Source organism: Rhizobium sp. PDO1-076 (genome assembly GCF_000247475.1).
Classification (GTDB): domain Bacteria; phylum Pseudomonadota; class Alphaproteobacteria; order Rhizobiales; family Rhizobiaceae; genus Allorhizobium.
Genome location: NZ_AHZC01000277.1, coordinates 1 through 12,517, shown reverse-complemented (window position 1 = coordinate 12,517; position 12,517 = coordinate 1). Strand labels below are relative to the sequence as shown.

General features: G+C 62.5%; 11 protein-coding genes. 6 read left to right on the top strand and 5 right to left on the bottom strand.

Features of this window, described 5'->3' with window-relative positions; all coding sequences use genetic code 11:
- Positions 1-28: 28 nt before the first annotated feature.
- On the bottom strand, positions 29-607 hold the full coding sequence (locus PDO_RS14915) for an NnrU family protein (protein WP_037074306.1): 579 nt from the start codon (positions 605-607) through the stop codon (positions 29-31).
- A gap of 126 nt (positions 608-733) precedes the next feature.
- Between PDO_RS14915 and PDO_RS14910 the strand changes: the two genes are divergently transcribed.
- The gene (locus PDO_RS14910; protein ID WP_007603336.1) at positions 734-1,792 is read left to right on the top strand and encodes a polysaccharide deacetylase family protein; all 1,059 of its coding nucleotides are present in this window, start codon (positions 734-736) and stop codon (positions 1,790-1,792) included.
- 33 nt (positions 1,793-1,825) lie between these two features.
- On the opposite strand, the gene sbmA is transcribed toward PDO_RS14910, so the two are convergent.
- The gene (gene sbmA / locus PDO_RS14905; protein ID WP_007603333.1) at positions 1,826-3,103 is read right to left on the bottom strand and encodes a peptide antibiotic transporter SbmA; all 1,278 of its coding nucleotides are present in this window, start codon (positions 3,101-3,103) and stop codon (positions 1,826-1,828) included.
- 131 nt (positions 3,104-3,234) lie between these two features.
- The gene (locus PDO_RS14900) at positions 3,235-4,422 is read right to left on the bottom strand and encodes a YbfB/YjiJ family MFS transporter (protein WP_007603329.1); all 1,188 of its coding nucleotides are present in this window, start codon (positions 4,420-4,422) and stop codon (positions 3,235-3,237) included.
- Between the two features lie 181 nt (positions 4,423-4,603).
- Between PDO_RS14900 and PDO_RS14895 the strand changes: the two genes are divergently transcribed.
- A complete protein-coding gene (locus PDO_RS14895) occupies positions 4,604-4,834 on the top strand; it encodes a hypothetical protein (RefSeq protein WP_007603327.1) in 231 nt (76 codons plus the stop codon).
- 42 nt (positions 4,835-4,876) lie between these two features.
- On the opposite strand, the gene map is transcribed toward PDO_RS14895, so the two are convergent.
- Both map and PDO_RS14885 read right to left on the bottom strand, forming a co-directional pair.
- The gene (gene map, locus PDO_RS14890; RefSeq protein ID WP_007603325.1) at positions 4,877-5,629 is read right to left on the bottom strand and encodes a type I methionyl aminopeptidase; all 753 of its coding nucleotides are present in this window, start codon (positions 5,627-5,629) and stop codon (positions 4,877-4,879) included.
- A 47-nt stretch (positions 5,630-5,676) separates the two neighbouring features.
- Complete coding sequence (locus tag PDO_RS14885; RefSeq protein WP_007603324.1) at positions 5,677-6,723, bottom strand: LLM class flavin-dependent oxidoreductase; 1,047 nt, start codon at positions 6,721-6,723, stop codon at positions 5,677-5,679.
- 231 nt (positions 6,724-6,954) lie between these two features.
- Here PDO_RS14885 and PDO_RS14880 point away from each other — a divergent pair, with 231 nt between their 5' ends.
- The 4 genes from PDO_RS14880 to PDO_RS14865 all read left to right on the top strand — a co-directional run.
- The gene (locus PDO_RS14880) at positions 6,955-7,728 is read left to right on the top strand and encodes a 3-hydroxybutyrate dehydrogenase (RefSeq protein WP_007603322.1); all 774 of its coding nucleotides are present in this window, start codon (positions 6,955-6,957) and stop codon (positions 7,726-7,728) included.
- Between the two features lie 94 nt (positions 7,729-7,822).
- Complete coding sequence (gene xdhA / locus PDO_RS14875) at positions 7,823-9,292, top strand: xanthine dehydrogenase small subunit (protein WP_007603321.1); 1,470 nt, start codon at positions 7,823-7,825, stop codon at positions 9,290-9,292.
- 343 nt (positions 9,293-9,635) lie between these two features.
- On the top strand, positions 9,636-11,972 hold the full coding sequence (gene xdhB, locus PDO_RS14870) for a xanthine dehydrogenase molybdopterin binding subunit (protein ID WP_037074304.1): 2,337 nt from the start codon (positions 9,636-9,638) through the stop codon (positions 11,970-11,972).
- A gap of 124 nt (positions 11,973-12,096) precedes the next feature.
- On the top strand, positions 12,097-12,517 hold a 421-nt coding region (locus tag PDO_RS14865), incomplete at its 3' end, for an XdhC family protein (RefSeq protein WP_007603301.1).

The window sequence follows — 12,517 nt, the reverse complement described above, 5'->3', positions numbered from 1 at the left end:
AGGGGAAAACCGCCAAAAGGCTAACGGCTCACATGGCAAGCGGTGCAACACCGATCAAGATCTCGTGCAGCCAGAAGGTGATCAGCGCCCAAAGCGCGATGCCGCCGACCACGGCATAGGCGTCGAACCGGGTCGAGACGAAGGCCTGCGGCGTGATCTCGCCGGCGCGAAGGCGGCGCTTGTAGTTGATCCGCAACACGACGCCCCAGGCGAGAAACGCGACAAACAGCAGGACCGAGCGAAGGTCGCCGTTCGACAGCAGATGCGCCAGCGCCCAGATCTTCACCGCCAGCACCACCGGATGCTTGGTCTTCATGGCGATGTGACCGGCCGGCAGCAGGCCGGCAACCAGACAGATCGAGGCAAACAGCATCAGCGTGACGGTCAGATGGTTCATGCCCATCGGCGGGAACCACAGATTGACGATCGGTGCCGCCGCATATCCCCAGACCAGCACGGCCAGCGACCCGATGCTCATGACCGAATGCAGCCCACCCCATCCGCCGCGGCCCAGTTTCGCAATCATCGCCTGGCGAAAGCCCGGAACGACGACGCGGATCATGTGCACGCCAATGAACAGGATGATACCGAGAATCAGGAGCGTCATCTGCAAGAACCTTTCGATTGAGAACGGCAAAGCCATACTGGTCCGGGCGGTGAAATTCCAGTGCGTTCAAAGCTTCGCCGCATTTGGATGAAAGGACGCCTGCTTTGATTTTTGTCAGGCCAAAGCATGTTGCGTTCGATTTTCGCCATTTCCCTTGCGCTTACCGCGTCCAGCGCCGCCGCCGAGCCGCAGGGCCCTGCGACAATCGGCGCAGCACCGGGCGTGACAACGGGCGGCACGCCAACTGCCTCAGTGGACGTGCAAAGGCCGAAGCAATTGCTGCTGATCTCCTTCGACGGCGCCCATGACAACCGGCTCTGGCAACGCAGCCGCGCTATCGCCAAGCGCTCCAATGCCCGCTTCACCTACTTTCTCTCCTGCACGACGCTGATCCCGCGCGAGCGCGCCGGCACTTACCAGGGGCCGGGCAAGAAGGCCGGCCGATCGAATATCGGCTTTGCACCCACTGTCGCCGATGTCACGGCGCGGCTGGACAATGTCTGGAACGCCCATCTGGAAGGCCACGAGATCGCCAGCCATACCTGCGGTCATTTCGACGGCAAGGACTGGTCCAGACAGGACTGGCTGAGCGAGATGGCAACATTCGACCGTGTACTCGCCAATGCCTGGAAGGACAACGGCGTGGCCGATCGCGAACCGGCCGCATGGGCGGAATTTGTCGCAAAGGGTATCGTCGGCTTCCGCGCACCTTACCTGTCGGCGCCCAAAAGTCTCTACGAGGCCGAGCGCGAACATGGCTTCCGCTATGACGCAAGCCCCGTCACCCACGATCCGCTTCTGCCCACTCTGGAAGGATCCGTGACACGCTTTGGCTTGCCGCTGATCCCGGAGGGCCCCAGGCAGCGCCGCATCGTTGCGATGGACTACAACCTTTTCATCCGCCACTCCGCCGGCATCGATCATCCGAGAAAGGCCGCCGAATTCGAAGCCCGCAGCTACGACGCCTTCCGCGCGGCTTTCGACAAGCAGTATGAGGGAGACCGCATCCCCCTGCAGATCGGCCTGCATTTCGTCGAGATGAATGGCGGCGCCTACTGGGCCGCGATGGAACGGCTGGTCGGCGAGGTCTGCCACAAGCCGGACGTTGCCTGCGTCACCTATTCCGAAGCGCTCGACCTGCTGCAAAAGCAAAGTGGCCGGGAACCGGCCACTTCGTCATTCTGAAACGCAGATTGCGTGTCTGACGACCGCCCCCGATCAGGGACGGTTCGCCCCCATCTCGCCTTCATCGGCTTCACGCTCCAGATAGCGCTGGTCGATCTCCGGCAACGGCTCGTTGTCGATCGCCGCTTCGAAAGCGCGCAGACGCTTGTGAATCGACAATAGCTCGACAATCGTCGGCCAGACATTGACCAGATACTGGAACGAGTTCGACACCTGCCCGAAGGCCGTGGCGATCTGCTGATAGATACCATAGGTGATCTTCACGGCGACGATGGTCGGCACCAGCATAAAGATCAGAAACAGCGCGTCGGCCTGACCGTAGAAGGAACGCGCCAGGTTGAAATACGTGTAGTGGAAATAGAGCCGGAAATAGTTTTTCCGGACATTGGAGAACAGTTCCGCGATGGTCAGCGGCTGCGCCCGGTTGGCATTGTCCTCGCCATAGACGAGTTCCTTGCGGTAGGCCGCCTCGACCCGCTGGTTGCGGAATTCCAGGCCCGGAAGCTTGATGCCGACAAGCGCCAGAAGTGCGGTTCCGAACACCGACCAGATCAGTGCAAGCCAGAACAGGCTGTGCGGCACGGCACCGATGATCGGCAATTCGGTGACATAGCTGGACAGGACGAAGAGGATCGGCAGGAAGGCGATGAGGTTCATGACCGCATCGATCAGGCTGACGCCGAGCCCCTCGAAGGTCGAGGCAAAGCGCATCGTATCTTCCTGGACACGCTGAGACGCGCCTTCGATATGGCGCAGCTTCTGCCACTTCGACATGTAATATTCGTTCATCGCGGTGCGCCAGCGGAAGATGTAGTGGCTGACGAAGAAGCGGACGATGACAAAGACGAAGACGTTCAGGAAGGCGATGCTCCAGAACGTGATCATCAGGCTGTAGAAGTCTCCGGTCGTGATCCCCGGCTTGCCCTGCAGCGCGTTCTGCAGCAGATCGCCGAAGGGCCGGCGCCAGTTGTTCAGCAGGACCGAGACCTGCACGTCGAAATAGGTGGTGAAGATGATGAACATCGTGCCCCAGATCGACCAGAACCGCCACGGATGATCCTTGGCGTAGAATCGCCAGAATAGGCCAAAGGCGAGTGACCAGACTGCGGCGTAGATATAGAACCACAAGTAGGAATTGGTCAGGAAGAAGGTGAGGTTGATGATCGGCTCGGCATCGGCCGGCGGAGGCGGGAGGCCAATGGCTGTGCCCATCTGCTCGCCGAAGAAATACCAGACGAGAACAGAAAGAAGGGTCCAGACAACGAAGGATGAGAAGAACAGTTTGGGCTTCGGGAAGAAGGATTGAAACACGGAAGGCTGCTTTCGTGAGGTGTCGGGACGGTCTTGGAGGTCGGCCGAACCTAGGGCAGAACCTCAACGCCAGCAATGCCATCGCCTAAATGTGGCGGAATTACCCGCAACTGTTCACAGTTACCAAACCTTCATTTTTCAGCGCGCCGAAGAACCAGCGGGAGCACCAGCAGCAGCGACACGGCCAGCACGGCCGCCGCCAGCAGCGTCGGCGCGGCAAAGCTGCCGCTGCGCTCTGCCAATGTGCCAGCAACGATCGGACCAATGATCTGGCCGATCCCGAAAGCAGCGGTCATCAGCGCCAGCGCCCGGCGCGGGCTGTCGGGTGCCAGCACCCGCCCCAGCCGCAGGCCATAGGCGGTGACGGTCATGAATGTCAGGCCGAGCAGCAAGCCACCCACCAGCGGCGCCACGGACACAGGCAGGGCAACGGTTGCCGCAACCCCCAACGACTGGATCAGCAGGGCCGCGCCATAGGCAGAAAACAGGCCGATCCGCGCCATCACCGGCCGCCACAGAAAGAGCGAGGCAGCCGCGGCAATCCCCGTCACGAACCAGGTAAGAAACTCGATGAACGGCCCGGCATTGGACATGCGCGCCATGGTGACGATGAAGGTCGCCGTGACCACATAGCCAAAGCCGAAAAGCCCATAGGAAAGAGTGAGCAGGACCAGCGGCCGTCGCCAGACAAGCGGCGGCTCGGCAACAGGCCCGCCTGCGCGCGAGGGCGTGTGCGGGAGCAGCCACCAAACAAGCGCGAGAAGCACCAGCGTCACGCCGGCGCTATAAAGCCAGTCGATCCGCCAGGGCGCCGATCCCTGCTCGTTGAGCCTTGAGGCGACAAAGACGACGAGTGAAGAGAGTGCGATGCCAAATCCCACACCGCCGAAATGCAGAGCCTGGGCAGGTTCGCTGCCGCGTGCCGCGGCATGCGCCAGCACGATCGACGAAATGAAGATCATCGAAAAGGCGCTGGCAACGCCGGCCGCGAACCGGATGAGGATAAAGACCAGAACATCGCTGCTCAGGCCCATGGCGACGAGCAGCATTGAGCTCGCAACCAGGGCGGCAAGGCCGATTGCCCGCTCCCGCCCGGACGCCCAACCATAGGCGGCGAGCACCGCACCGACCAGATAACCGACGAAATTACCGGCAGCGATCATCCCTGCATCCGAAGAAGACAGCGGCAGGCCGCTGATCATGCTCGGCAGGATGGGCGTGAAGACGAAACGTCCGAAGCCCATGGCAGCGGCCATGGCCAGTGCACCGGCGATAGCTGTCTTGGCGAGATTGACGTCTTTCGGGTGGATATCCTTCATGGTGCCGCTTATCGCATCGCACAAAGTGAGCGACAAACGAGTATTGCTGATGCCATCCTTCACAGATCTGAATGCGGGAACCAACCCGCGGAGGCGTCAGCAAACACAAGCTTCACAAACACCGGCTTGCTCTTGCGACAGAATTCGCTAGTGGAGAGGCAAATAGCCAAGGAGCACCACCATGAGCGACCTGACCCTGCAACAGGCCATCGACAACATCTACGTGTCGATCAACAAAGACAACGAAGACCTGGATATCCACGTCGCCGCACTCAAGGCCGCCATGGCAAGGGAGGGTGTCAAGGAAGCCGTCTTCGAACCGGCAAAGCTTGCACAGTCCAACCGCCAGGGCCGCAAGATCATGCAGTCCTTCTTCCGCAAGAAGGGCATATCGATCAGCTTCTCGGCCTGAGACTGACGAACCGCGCCGGCGGGCGAACCGCCGGCGGATCGGTCAATCCGCCAGCGTCAGCACCAGCGGTCCGTTGCGGGTCACCACGATCGTATGCTCGAACTGCACCGTCGGAGCACTTGGCTCGCTGAACAGCGTCCAGTTGTCCTTCTCGCCGTCCTCGGCCCAAATGCCACCGAGCGACAGGAAGGGCTCGATGGTAAACACCAGCCCCTCTTCCATGATCCGTGTCTCGTCAGGATCAGGCCAGGTCGAAAGTTCCTTCGGTTCTTCATGCAGCGAGCGACCGACACCGTGGCTGGCCAGATTCTGGATCAGCGTGTAGCGGTTCTTCTTGGCAAAGGCCCCGATTGCATTGCCGATATTGGCCATCGGCTGGCCGGTCTTGACCTGATTGAGCCCGACCCAGAGCGCCCGCTTGCCATCGCGCAACAGACGTTCGATCTTCGCCACGCCCGGCGGCACGATGAAGGACGAGCCGGTATCGCCGAAGAAGCCGTTCTTCTCGGCCGACACGTCGATATTGACCAGATCGCCCGCCTTGATCACCCGGTCACCCGGAATTCCGTGGGCCACTTCCTCGTTGACGCTGATGCAAGTCGCGCCCGGAAATTCGTAGCAAAGCTCGGGCGCCGAACGCGCGCCATTCTCTTCAAGGATCTTTCGCCCGATCAGGTCCAGTTCGCGCGTGGTGATCCCCGGCTCGAGGGCAGCCGCCATCGTCTTCATAGCGACGGCGCAAAGCTTGCCGATGTCCTTGAGATGGTTCAGGTCTTCATCGCTTTGGACGATCATCTTGGTCTTTCAGCCACAGTGGCGCGCAAATCTTGAGTTTCGGCTGCTTACGCAGCCGAAGCCTTCGACGTCAACGCCTGACGCACCAGCGGCGCAACTTTTGTGCCGTAGAGCTCGATGCCGCGCATGATATCCTTGTGCGGCATCGGCCCAATCGCCATCTGCAGCAGGAACCTGTCGTTTTTGAAGATCGCGTGCTGAGCAACGATCTTTTCGGCCACGCTTTCAGGATCGCCGACGAAAAGCGCCCCTGTCGGTCCGCGTGAGGCATCGAACTGCGCCCGGTTCGTCGGCCCCCAGCCACGCTCGCGGCCGATGCGGTTCATCACCTCGGCCTGTGGCGCATAGAAGATATCGGCGGCCGTTTCGGTCGTGTCGTGGATGAAGCCATGCACGTTGATACTGGTCTTCAGCGTGGCGGCATCGACGCCCGCCTTGGCGGCACTCTGGCGATAGAGGTCGAAGAGTGGCGCAAAACGATGCGGCTCACCGCCGATGATGGCGAGCGCCAGCGGCAGGCCGAGATAGCCGGCGCGCGCCGCCGACTGCGGCGTGCCGCCGATCGCGATCCACAACGGCAGCGGATCCTGCAACGGCCGCGGATAGACGCCCCGCCCCTTGATCGGCTTGCGGGTCTCGCCTTCCCAGGTGACCACTTCGTTCTCGCGGATCTCCATCAGCAATTGCAGCTTTTCGGCAAACAGCAGGTCGTAGTCCTCGAGTTCATAGCCGAACAGCGGGAAGCTCTCGATGAACGAACCGCGGCCCGCCATCATCTCGACGCGGCCGTTCGACAAGAGATCGACGGTGGCGAATTGCTGGAAAACGCGCACCGGATCATCCGAGCTCAGCACGGTGACAGCACTCGAAAGACGGATATTCTTTGTCTGCACGGCCGCGGCCGCCAGGATCGTTGCCGGAGACGACGCCATGTAGTCCGGGCGGTGATGCTCGCCGAGCCCGAAAACGTCGAGGCCGACCTCATCGGCCAGCTTGATCTCCTCCAGCAATTCATCCACGCGACGCTTGGCCTCGGCACCCTTGTTGGCCGCATTCGGATCGACGTCTGCAAATGTATAAAGGCCAAGTTCCACGATGATGCTCCGGTGACGTTTGCTTCGGTCTGACATAGGATTTTTCGATGCGGCGGCAAAGAGGCCCACGTCGAACACTGTGTCGCATTTCCGGTACGCGGCGACCCGGCCCTTGCCGGGCTGCGGCAAAACGTCGTTGCGTGGGAACTTCCTTTGGGACTAACCTTTGTCTTCGCGGGCGCAACATAACGCCCGTCATCCATCGGCATCCGTCGAAAAGGAATCAATCTGATGAAAAGAACAGTCGTCGTAACCGGCTCCACCAGCGGCATCGGCCTGGGCATCGCCCGTGCCTTCGCGGCCGATGGAGCCAATGTGGTGATCAATGGCTTTGGTGATGCAGCCGAAATCGAGAAGATCCGACAATCGCTGGAAATTGCCGGCGGCAAGGCGCTCTATCACGGCGCAGACATGTCGAAAGCCGCTGAAATTGCTGACCTGATCGCCACGGCCGAGCGCGAATTCGGCTCGGTGGACGTACTCGTCAACAATGCCGGCATTCAGCATGTCGCCCCGGTCGAGGAATTCCCGATCGAGAAATGGGACCTGATCATCGCCATCAACATGTCGAGCGCCTTTCACACGATTCGCGCCGCCATCCCCGGCATGAAGGCGAGGAAGAAGGGCCGTATCATCAACATCGCCTCCGCCCACGGCCTCGTCGCCTCGCCCTTCAAGTCGGCCTATGTGACTGCCAAGCACGGTATTCTCGGCCTGACCAAGACGGTGGCGCTGGAAACCGCCCGCGACGGCATCACCGTCAACGCGATCTGCCCCGGCTATGTGCTGACGCCGCTGGTCGAAAAGCAGATCCCCGACACCGCCAAGGCGCGCGGCATATCGGAAGACCAGGTAAAGAACGACGTCATGCTGCACCTCCAGGCGACCAAGGAATTTGTCGAAGTGGACCAGGTCGCAGCCCTCGCGCTCTATCTCGCCAGCGACGCGGCCGCCCAGGTGACCGGCACCTCGATCTCGATTGATGGTGGCTGGACAGCACAATAGACTTGAAAGATTGCGCTGCGCCGCCCACCATCGAAACAATGGGCGACGCAGCCGCGGTCCGGCGGCCGGACATCAAGGGGGACACGATCTATACATGGCAGACAGCATTCGTTTCATCCTGAACGGCGAGGACATCGCCCTTTCCAGCCTCGACCCGACCGAGACGCTGCTGGATTTCCTGCGCCTGAGGCGTCGGCTGACCGGATCCAAGGAAGGCTGTGCCGAGGGCGACTGCGGAGCCTGCACGGTGCTGGTCGGCCGCCTCGTCTCGGGCCGGCTCGCTTATGAAACGGTCAATGCCTGCATCCGCTTCGTCGGCTCGCTCAACGCCACCCATGTGGTGACGGTCGAGCACCTGGCGGCCAAGGACGGGACGCTGCATCCCGTGCAGCAGGCCATGGTCGACTGTCACGGCTCGCAATGCGGCTTCTGCACTCCCGGCTTCGTCATGTCGCTCTACGGCTTATGGCTGGCGAGTGAAAACCCTGGCCGGGCTGAGATCGAGCGCGCCCTGCAAGGCAATCTCTGTCGCTGCACCGGCTATGAACCGATCGTCAAGGCGGCCGAACTCGTGGCCCGCATGCGCCCGTCGGCCCTTTTCGATCCGCTCGAACGCGAGCGCGCCAATATCATCGCCCGCCTCGAAGAGCTGACGACCCGCGAGACGATCCTGCTCGAAGGTGATGGCCGCAGCCTGATCGTTCCCGGCAGCGTCGAAGCGCTCGCCACCACCATGGCCGCTAGTCCGAAGGCCACGATCGTTGCCGGTGCCACCGATGTCGGTCTCTGGGTCACCAAGCAGATGCGCGTGCTTGATCCGGTCGTGTTTATTAACCACCTGGACGAATTGCAGGACATCATCGTCACGCCGGAAGGCATCACGCTCGGCGCCGGCGTCAGCTACAGCGCCGCTTTCGAGGCGCTGCGGCAGGAGATCCCGGCATTCGCCAGGCTGATTACCCGCATCGGCGGCCAGCAGGTGCGCAACATGGGCACGATCGGCGGCAATGTCGCCAACGGCTCGCCGATCGGCGACACGCCGCCCGTGCTGATCGCCCTTGGTGCGACCGTCACCCTGCGCTCGGCAACGGGCATCCGCACCCTGCCGCTCGAAGATTTCTTCATCGACTACGGCAAGCAGGACCGCCAGCCGGGCGAGTTCGTCGAACGCCTCTTCGTGCCTCGGCCGAAGACCGAGAGCGTCCTTGCCATCTACAAGATCTCCAAACGCCGTGACGAGGACATCTCGGCGCTGTGCGGCGCCTTCCACCTCGAAACCGATGCGAGTGGCGTCGTCACCCATATCCGCATCGCCTTCGGCGGCATGGCCGGCACTCCGAAACGGGCCCGTTCGGTCGAAGCCGCGCTCTATGGCAGGCCCTTCACGCAAAGCTCGGTAGACGCAGCCCGCGACGCCTTCGACCACGACTACCAGCCGCTCACCGACTGGCGCGCCACGGCGGAATATCGCCAGCTGACGGCAAAGAACCTGTTGACGCGGTTTTACCTCGAAGTGTCGGGCACGCCGCAGGAACTGCAGCGATTTACGGCGGAGGAGGCGTGATGGGGAGCGCAATGAACTGGGCATACCCCCCTCTGTCGGCTCCGCCGACATCTCCCCCACAAGGGGGGAGATCGGCCGCTGGCCCCGCGCTCCCCACCTCCCCCTTGAGGGGGGAGGTCGCCGCGAAGCGGCGGGTGGGGGTGACCTTGGCCGCGAGTTCGGCGCATCAGCTCGGGTCTCGTCTCTCACACGGCACCCCATCCCGGAGCGGAGCTCCGACCCTCCCCTTGAGGGGAGGGTGAGGCCGCGTCGCATCCCCATCCCGATCTCCCCCCTTGTGGGGGAGATGTCCGGCAGGACAGAGGGGGTAACGCCCGCACCGCAGCACAAGACGGAGGCCTTCATGGATAAGGCGACCTACGAAACCAATAAATACATCAAGGGGCCGATGCACCAGTCGCTCCGGCATGATTCTGCGCACAAGCATGTCGCCGGAAGTGCCGAATATATCGACGATATTCCCGAACCCGCAGGTCTGCTGCATGGCGCGCTCGGCATGGCGGACCGCGCCCATGCAGACATCCTGTCGATCGACCTGTCGGCCGTCAAAGCCCATCCCGGCGTCATCTGCGTGCTCACCGCGGACGACATCACCGGCGTCAACGATGTCTCGTCCGGCGGTCGCCATGACGAGCCTCTGATCGCAACCGACCGGATTGAGTTCCACGGCCAGACGATCTTCGCCGTCATTGCCGAAACCCGGGACGCCGCCCGCAAGGCAGCGCGTCTGGCCAAGGTCGAATATCGCGACCTGCCCTTCTGGACCGATATCGACGGCGCGCTGGAAAACGGCGCCGCCCTCGTCACCCCCGGCATGACACTGAAGCGCGGCACGCCGGAAACGGAACTGGACAAGGCCGAGCACCGGCTGAAAAGCTCCATGCGCATCGGCGGCCAGGAGCATTTCTATCTCGAAAGCCATATCGCCCTTGCCATTCCCGGCGAGGACGACGAAGTCGCCATCTGGTCCTCGACCCAGCATCCGTCCGAAATCCAGCATATAGTCGGCCATGTTCTGGATATCCCCTCCAACGCCATCACCGTGAATACACGGCGCATGGGCGGCGGCTTCGGCGGCAAGGAAACCCAGGGCAACCAGTTCGCAGCGCTCGCGGCACTCGCGGCCAAGAAGCTCAAGCGCGCGGTCAAATTCCGTCCTGACCGGGACGAGGACATGGGCGTCACCGGCAAGCGCCACGACTTCAAGATGGATTTCGACGTCGCCTTTAACGATGAAGGGAAGATCCACGCCATCGAGGCGAATTTCGCCGCGCGCTGCGGCTATTCCTCCGACCTTTCCGGTCCGGTCACCGATCGCGCCCTGTTTCACGCCGATTCCAGCTATTTCTATCCGCATGTGAAGCTGACCTCGCAGCCGCTGAAAACCCACACCGTCTCCAACACCGCCTATCGCGGCTTCGGCGGCCCGCAGGGCATGCTCGGTGCGGAACGAGTGATCGAGGAAATCGCCTATGCGCTGGGCAAGGACCCGCTCGATGTGCGCAAAGCCAATTTCTACGGCGAGAATGGCTCTGGCCGTGATGTCACGCCCTATCATCAGGTGGTCGAGGACAACATCGTCGCGCGCATCGTCGAGGAACTGGAAACCTCGGTCGACTATCAGGCGCGCCGCCGCGAGATCATCGCCTTCAACCGCACCAGCCCGGCCATCCGAAAGGGCATCGCGCTGACCCCGGTCAAGTTCGGCATCTCCTTCACCATGACCGCCTTCAACCAGGCCGGCGCCCTCGTCCATGTCTACCAGGATGGCTCGATCCACCTGAACCACGGCGGCACCGAAATGGGCCAGGGCCTCTATACCAAGGTCGCCCAGGTCGTCGCCGACGCGTTCCAGGTCGATGTCGACACGGTCAAGATCACCGCGACAACGACCGGCAAGGTGCCGAACACGTCAGCCACTGCCGCCTCCTCCGGCTCTGACCTCAACGGCATGGCCGCCTATGATGCAGCCCGCCAGATTAAGGAAAGGCTGATCGCCTTCGCTGCGGAGAAATATCAGGTCGCCGCGTCTGACGTAGAGTTCTTGCCGAACCGCGTACGCGTCGGCGTTCAGGAATTTGCCTTCGGCGATTTCATCAGACAAGCCTATTTCGCCCGCGTCCAGCTATCGGCGGCCGGCTTCTACAAGACCCCGAAGATCCACTGGGACCGCGCCGCCGGGCGCGGCACGCCCTTCTATTACTATGCCTATGGCGCGTCCTGCTCCGAGGTCTCGATCGATACGCTGACGGGCGAGTATCTGATGGACCGCACCGACATCCTCCACGATGTCGGCCGCTCGCTCAACCCGGCGATCGACATCGGTCAGATCGAGGGCGGCTTCGTCCAGGGCATGGGCTGGTTGACGACCGAGGAACTCTGGTGGGACGGCAAGGGGCGGCTGCGCACCCATGCCCCTTCGACCTACAAGATCCCGCTGGCCTCCGACCGCCCGAAGATCTTCAATACGCGGCTGGCCGACTGGTCGGTCAATGCGGAGCCGACCATCGGCCGCTCCAAGGCGGTCGGCGAACCACCCTTCATGCTGGCGATCTCGGTGCTGGAGGCCCTGTCCATGGCGGTCGCCTCCGTCGCCGATTACAAGCTCTGCCCAAGGCTGGATGCCCCAGCCACGCCGGAACGGGTGCTGATGGCGGTGGAACGGTTGAGGGGGAGATGAGGGCGCTGCTTTTGCCACTCATCCTGCCCCTCTCCCCGCAAGCGGGGCAAGGGAATGGAACCGTTACGGCACTCGCCCTTCTCCCCGTAAGCGGGGAGAAGGTGCCGGCAGGCGGTTGAGGTGCATGTCCGTGGATCACTTCCTCTCCACCCATCCCGCCCTCGTGTTCGTCAAGGTCACCGATGCCAAGGGCTCGACCCCGCGCGAGGCTGGCGCCTATATGCTGGTCGCCCCGGCTGCCGTATACGCCACGATCGGCGGCGGGCATCTGGAATTTCTCGCCATCGACAAGGCGCGCGCCATGCTGGCGGCCGGTGAAGCATCGGCAACGCTCGACATACCGCTCGGCCCGGAGATCGGCCAGTGCTGCGGCGGCCGTGTCGTCCTTGCCCTGACCAGCCTCGACGCACAGGCGCGTGCCGACCTGCTCGCGCGCGAGGAAGCGGCACGAGAGCTCCGGCCCGAGATCCATCTCTATGGCGCCGGCCATGTCGGTCTGGCTCTGGCCGCGGCTCTGGCCGCCCCTTCCGTTCAATGTCACGCTG

Coding starts and splice junctions, on each gene's coding strand:
- PDO_RS14915 (WP_037074306.1), bottom strand. CDS start 607: ATGACGCTCCTGATTCTCGGTATCATCCTGTTCATTGGCGTGCACATG.
- PDO_RS14910 (WP_007603336.1), top strand. CDS start 734: ATGTTGCGTTCGATTTTCGCCATTTCCCTTGCGCTTACCGCGTCCAGC.
- PDO_RS14895 (WP_007603327.1), top strand. CDS start 4,604: ATGAGCGACCTGACCCTGCAACAGGCCATCGACAACATCTACGTGTCG.
- map (WP_007603325.1), bottom strand. CDS start 5,629: ATGATCGTCCAAAGCGATGAAGACCTGAACCATCTCAAGGACATCGGC.
- PDO_RS14880 (WP_007603322.1), top strand. CDS start 6,955: ATGAAAAGAACAGTCGTCGTAACCGGCTCCACCAGCGGCATCGGCCTG.
- xdhA (WP_007603321.1), top strand. CDS start 7,823: ATGGCAGACAGCATTCGTTTCATCCTGAACGGCGAGGACATCGCCCTT.
- PDO_RS14900 (WP_007603329.1), bottom strand. CDS start 4,422: ATGAAGGATATCCACCCGAAAGACGTCAATCTCGCCAAGACAGCTATC.
- xdhB (WP_037074304.1), top strand. CDS start 9,636: ATGGATAAGGCGACCTACGAAACCAATAAATACATCAAGGGGCCGATG.